This is a genomic window from Geodermatophilus amargosae, from assembly GCF_900116515.1.
GTDB classification, from domain to species: Bacteria; Actinomycetota; Actinomycetes; order Mycobacteriales; family Geodermatophilaceae; genus Geodermatophilus; species Geodermatophilus amargosae.
Genome location: NZ_FPBA01000056.1, coordinates 1 through 4,492 on the forward strand (window position 1 = coordinate 1; position 4,492 = coordinate 4,492).

The following is a 4,492-nucleotide window of genomic DNA, read 5'->3' on the forward strand; positions in this document are numbered from 1 at the left end:
AGAACGAGGCCGGGCTGGCCTCCTACCAGGTGCGGGACTACACCGCCTGGTATCGGCACATCACCCTGGCAATGCTCGCCCACGCCTATCTGAGTGCCACCCGCGCCAGCGCGGAAAAGGGGGGTCTGCAGCCGCAACCGAGCAGCTCATCGCGCTGACCGTGCCCGAGCTCCGCCGCCTGCTCAACACCCTCATCCATACACCGCGGCCCGACCTCGACCACACCGCCGACTGGTCCTGGTGGCGTCGACGACGCCAGGCCCAGGCCCGCGCCGCCCACTACCGAGCCCGCGGACAGGCACCGCCATAACTGCCGTTGCAGTACTAGCCCAGGGTCAGTTGAAGGCGTTCTGCTGCCGCAGCAACTCCAGCAGCCGCGCCTCCGTTTCAGGCGATAACGACGGGGTCCTGACCACCTCCCCCGGGCGCCCAGCGCGCTCATCGAGCCATCGGCAGTAGATGGAGAACAGCTCGCCGCGCTTCAGGCACTCGCGCTGGATACGCGCCAGCCCTGCCCGGTCCCCGTCAGTCAGCTACCGGATCGTCACGGCTGCCTCCTAGCCACTCGGGCTGACGAACAAGATCGGCGTCGAGTCGCATGACAGCTTGGTCCTGTCCTCGCCGGACGCACAAGGCGAGCGTATGGCGCGCATTGCAGCGTCCCCCAGTGGGCCAGTCGGGGACATCAATCAGCCGGTCCAGCCGGCCCGAAGCGCAACGTCGAAGATCACATCAATTGCTTCGGGATCACGTCGGTGTGTTGCGTTCCGACCGAGCATGGCTTATGGGAACGGTTGCCAACCGACGTGGGCCTTGGTCCACGCACACATGTCGTCGGACTCGCCTCCCATCAGGCAGGCGACGTGCGGAACTAGCGGACTGATCAGGCAGTTTCCGTTGGCAGCAGCGAATGGTCCGCTCGTCGCGCCTGGACTGCACGGCTGATATTCGTCCAGCCCGCCGAACAAGTGGCATGCCTCGTGCGCCATGACCCTGTCGACGTTGTCAGGTCCCACCTGACTGGTGGTCCAGGGAAGCTGTATGACGAAACGCCCGCTCGCGGCATATGCGAACCAGCCGGTGTTGTATTTTGTGACGACGGCAATGATGGACTTCTGCGGCGTCCCCACCACCCAGGGTTTCGTCATAAGCTGGTTGCGGTACTGATCTAGGCCGGCGAAGCCGGTGGCGAGGCCGGTCGACTGAAGGGCCGGGTCGCGCCAGATGCGTTCACGGTTCTCGAGCTGGTCCCAGGACGTCTGGCCCGGTACCGGGGCCGGGACGATGAAGGGTGGCACCGACGCGGCGGTTCGCCGGTGCTCAACGAGGAACACGAGTCGGGCCGACGGCGCATTGTGATAGAGGATGTCGAAGGCGTGCAACATGCCGACGGTGATGTCCTGGTACTCCGAGGCTTGCAACTGGGCCTCGGCCGGCCCGTCCACGGTCAGGAGGCCGACGGCCACCGTCTCGGTGAGCGTCGGAAGCGCGCTGGCTGGCGCCAGTGCTTGTCCCGAGATACTGCACAGAACGTCGGTGTCCAGCTAGGTCGACAGTCTGGTCGCCATCGCCGCCAGATACTGGGGATCCAGCAGCCGGTTCCAGGCCTCCACCCAGGGACGGGCTGTCGGGGCGAGGTCCAGCGCGTTGAGATTCGGGACTGCGTCGATGGCGGCGAGAGCGATGCCGGGCAGTTGGCCCAGGGTAGCCAGCAGTGCGTCGGGCACCTCGAGGATGGCGACCGCATCTTCGAGCAGTGCGACGGGCTGAACTCCTGGCAGGCTCCATGCGCCGGACAACGCCGCAGCCGGGACGTTCGGCGGAAGTGCGATGACGGCTCGTGTCATGCGACTGCCTGACGTCGATGGCTCGGGTACATGTCGCGCTGCTGTCTGTGGACCAGGGATCGGTGGGTGATGGGCTGTCGCACGACCCCAGAGAAGGGCCTTACGGACCGAGTGGTCAGCCGAAGTCGGCGGGCGAATCTCATCTCGGTTCCCAGCACAGGACCCAACTGCTTATCTCCACTTGCGTCACCGTGTTGGCGTCGACCGCTGAACTGGCGACGTCCACGCTGATGTGCCAGCGTCCGTCCTCGTCGAGTTTGGACTCGGCCTGCACCTCATCGACGGCGGAGGTGAAACTGGTGTTCGCGTCGCTGAAGATTCCGCTTTGGGGGTCAATCGCAGTTGTTCTTATCCAGGCTGAGCTCGAGTGGAGTACTCGCTGTTGCTCGGGCCGGAGCGGATCGTAGCCGGTGAGAACCAGATTGGTGGGCCATGTGACTCGAAATTTGTGCAACTTCCCGTCCGCCGGAGCCAGAGTCCCGAGGCCAACCGCCCACACCACGGCGAGCGTGTTGAACGGTGCGGAGCCGGCGACCGGGATTCGAATGACCGGTGGCTGCTCGTCCAGTGGTATCGGAGGAGGCATTGGGTCTCCTTAGGCATCACGGGCCTCATGTGCGTTCGCATCTTGCTAATCAGTGGATGGGGATACCGATCACGTCAAAAACGACGCCGGCTCGGGAGGGTTCGGCGACGCTGAGTGTGAGCACGTCCTCGCCTGCCTGTGCTGGCCCAACAACAACTACTGTCGACGACGGCGCTTGCATCCCGTGCTGCTCCAAGAGCGTCGATGTACTGCCGCATCAGTTCGGCGCCGTCGTCTCCGACGTAGTGGTGCAGTGTTCCCACCTGCAGTAGCGCCAGCGGCCGGGAGAAGTCGAGGTGGCTGCGGATGGTCTTGCTCCCGAGTACCCGGGCTGGCTGGAAGATGTCGGCGTCCACGACGCGGCACAACTCGTCGTCGGCGAGCAGCGCTTCGCTCTGCGCGACGACCGCGGGGTCGTTATCGATGTAGACGACTCGTGCCGCGGGGTCGATTCGACGTGCAATCTGATGGGTGTTCTCCGCGGTGGGCAGTCCCGAGCCGCAGTCGAGGAACTGGTGAATACCGCCCTGGTCGGTGAGGAACCGCACGGCCCGACCCAGGAATCTGCGGTTCGACCAGGCGAGGTCGTTGACCTCGGGTGCTACTTTGCGCACCTGCTCGAGTACCTGGCGGTCGATCGGGAAGTTGTCGGTGCCTCCGAGGGCCGCGTCGTAGACCCGGGCGATGCTTGCCTGGGCAGGCTGGTCGCTCAGCGGCGCCGCGCTCGATGCCTCCGAGGCTTTGGGAGAGTCCATGGCCGCCTCACAGATGACTCGCCGTGCCCGATGCCCCATTGCTCGAGAAGCCTGCAGGTTCGCTCTAGGTGACGGGCGGCTCGAGCGCCCGAGAGCTCACCTGCTGATCACGTTCAGGGTGAGCGCCCCGGTACCGTCCCCGAACTCGACGAGCAGGCCGTCACCCTGTGCGGTCCGGTAGGTCCCCGACCCTCCGGTGATGGCAAAGATCTTCTCCGGTGGTGGCGCGTTCAGGAACGCGAAGGTGATGGTGTCCTGCTCATCCAACGTCACGACCCCGGTGCAGTTGGCGAGGGGCGTCGCGTCGATAAGGACGCACGTCCCGGCCATGCCACCGACCTGCTCGCCGTCCTGCAGGAGGACGTCGTCGAAGACGATCACGTCACCGGCCGAGAGTCCCGGCTCCGCCAGGTCGACGAGGTTGAACGGGCTGAACTCGACGTCGAACTGCAGGGTGGTCTCGTGGCCGTGACCCCCACCGCGGTCGTCCCCGCCGGCACTGGCCACGGCCCCCGGGACGAGGAGGGCTGAGGCCACCACCACGGTTCCGACTGCCACGACACGCCGCGTGCGCTGCATGCTGTCCTCCTCACCAGGGCGCACCGTCGCCCACCTCACCGGGCCTGCCCGGAGAGAGGAGGCTCCTCGCGGCGTCGGCGCGGAGTCAATGACCCGGGCGCTCAGTCCCGTGGACGCAGCGCGGCGGTCACCGCCCGGGTCCGCCCGTAGCCGCTGAAGGAACAGGCTGAAGCAGCGCGGCGGCCTGGACGTGGCAGCTGAAATCGGGGGTTGTCGTGTTCGGGCACCGCCCAGCGGACGGAGTGTCTCTGAGTGGACCGCCTAGGGACACCGGCGTGGCTGGGGGTCACGGCGATGACCAGCGGTCGGCCGCGGGCCATCGACCACGGCGTGGGTCTTGTCGTCAGACACCCAGCCGATGAAGCAGGACACCTGGCAGGTGCTGCACCAGGACGTCCCCGCGCCGCTGTACTGGGGCTGGAAGAACTTCTACGACGAGGACTCCCCAACACTGACCCCCGACCAGACCATCGCCCAGGTCCACCCCACCCCACAACTGGTCACCTACCAGTAGAACTCGGCCCTCGACGCAGCGGCGGGGCGACTTGCCCGACCGATCGGTCTGCCCAAGTCTGGCGGCATGCGCAGACGGGACTTCCTCGCCGGAGCGGGTGCGGTGGTGCTGGCCGGCTGCACCCGATCTGCTCCCGCCACTACGACCGCGGTGACTACCAGCGCCCCTTCCACGTCGACTGCGCCGTCCAGCGCCACGACGTCCAGCGCCA

6 protein-coding genes and 1 pseudogene are annotated in these 4,492 nt (G+C 66.4%); 2 read left to right on the top strand and 5 right to left on the bottom strand.

The features are described from left to right. Nucleotides 1-158 (top strand): annotated as a pseudogene (locus BM414_RS28915) (IS701 family transposase); the annotation flags it as partial. A 624-nt stretch (nt 159-782) separates the two neighbouring features. On the opposite strand, the gene BM414_RS28035 reads toward BM414_RS28915, so the two are convergent. The 5 genes from BM414_RS28035 to BM414_RS28050 all read right to left on the bottom strand — a co-directional run bounded on the left by BM414_RS28035 (nt 783) and on the right by BM414_RS28050 (nt 3,746). Next, a complete protein-coding gene (locus BM414_RS28035) occupies nt 783-1,466 on the bottom strand; it encodes a zinc metalloprotease (RefSeq protein ID WP_093585314.1) in 684 nt (227 codons plus the stop codon). A 78-nt stretch (nt 1,467-1,544) separates the two neighbouring features. Continuing rightward, the gene (locus tag BM414_RS28040; RefSeq protein ID WP_093585317.1) at nt 1,545-1,847 is read right to left on the bottom strand and encodes a hypothetical protein; all 303 of its coding nucleotides are present in this window, start codon (nt 1,845-1,847) and stop codon (nt 1,545-1,547) included. A 139-nt stretch (nt 1,848-1,986) separates the two neighbouring features. Further along, nucleotides 1,987-2,433, bottom strand: coding sequence for a hypothetical protein (locus BM414_RS28920; protein WP_139246132.1), 447 nt, complete (start codon nt 2,431-2,433; stop codon nt 1,987-1,989). 74 nt (nt 2,434-2,507) lie between these two features. After that, a complete protein-coding gene (locus BM414_RS28045) occupies nt 2,508-3,188 on the bottom strand; it encodes an SAM-dependent methyltransferase (RefSeq protein ID WP_093585320.1) in 681 nt (226 codons plus the stop codon). A 96-nt stretch (nt 3,189-3,284) separates the two neighbouring features. Then, nucleotides 3,285-3,746, bottom strand: coding sequence for an allene oxide cyclase barrel-like domain-containing protein (locus tag BM414_RS28050; RefSeq protein WP_139246134.1), 462 nt, complete (start codon nt 3,744-3,746; stop codon nt 3,285-3,287). A 379-nt stretch (nt 3,747-4,125) separates the two neighbouring features. Between BM414_RS28050 and BM414_RS29955 the strand changes: the two genes are divergently transcribed. Then, the gene (locus tag BM414_RS29955) at nt 4,126-4,281 is read left to right on the top strand and encodes a hypothetical protein (RefSeq protein ID WP_175551897.1); all 156 of its coding nucleotides are present in this window, start codon (nt 4,126-4,128) and stop codon (nt 4,279-4,281) included. Nucleotides 4,282-4,492 lie beyond the last annotated feature (211 nt).

What these genes read in the sequence shown, in the direction of transcription:
- BM414_RS28040 (WP_093585317.1), bottom strand. Translation starts at nt 1,847, where the DNA reads ATGACACGAGCCGTCATCGCACTTCCGCCGAACGTCCCGGCTGCGGCG.
- BM414_RS28920 (WP_139246132.1), bottom strand. Translation starts at nt 2,433, where the DNA reads ATGCCTCCTCCGATACCACTGGACGAGCAGCCACCGGTCATTCGAATC.
- BM414_RS28045 (WP_093585320.1), bottom strand. Translation starts at nt 3,188, where the DNA reads ATGGACTCTCCCAAAGCCTCGGAGGCATCGAGCGCGGCGCCGCTGAGC.
- BM414_RS29955 (WP_175551897.1), top strand. Translation starts at nt 4,126, where the DNA reads ATGAAGCAGGACACCTGGCAGGTGCTGCACCAGGACGTCCCCGCGCCG.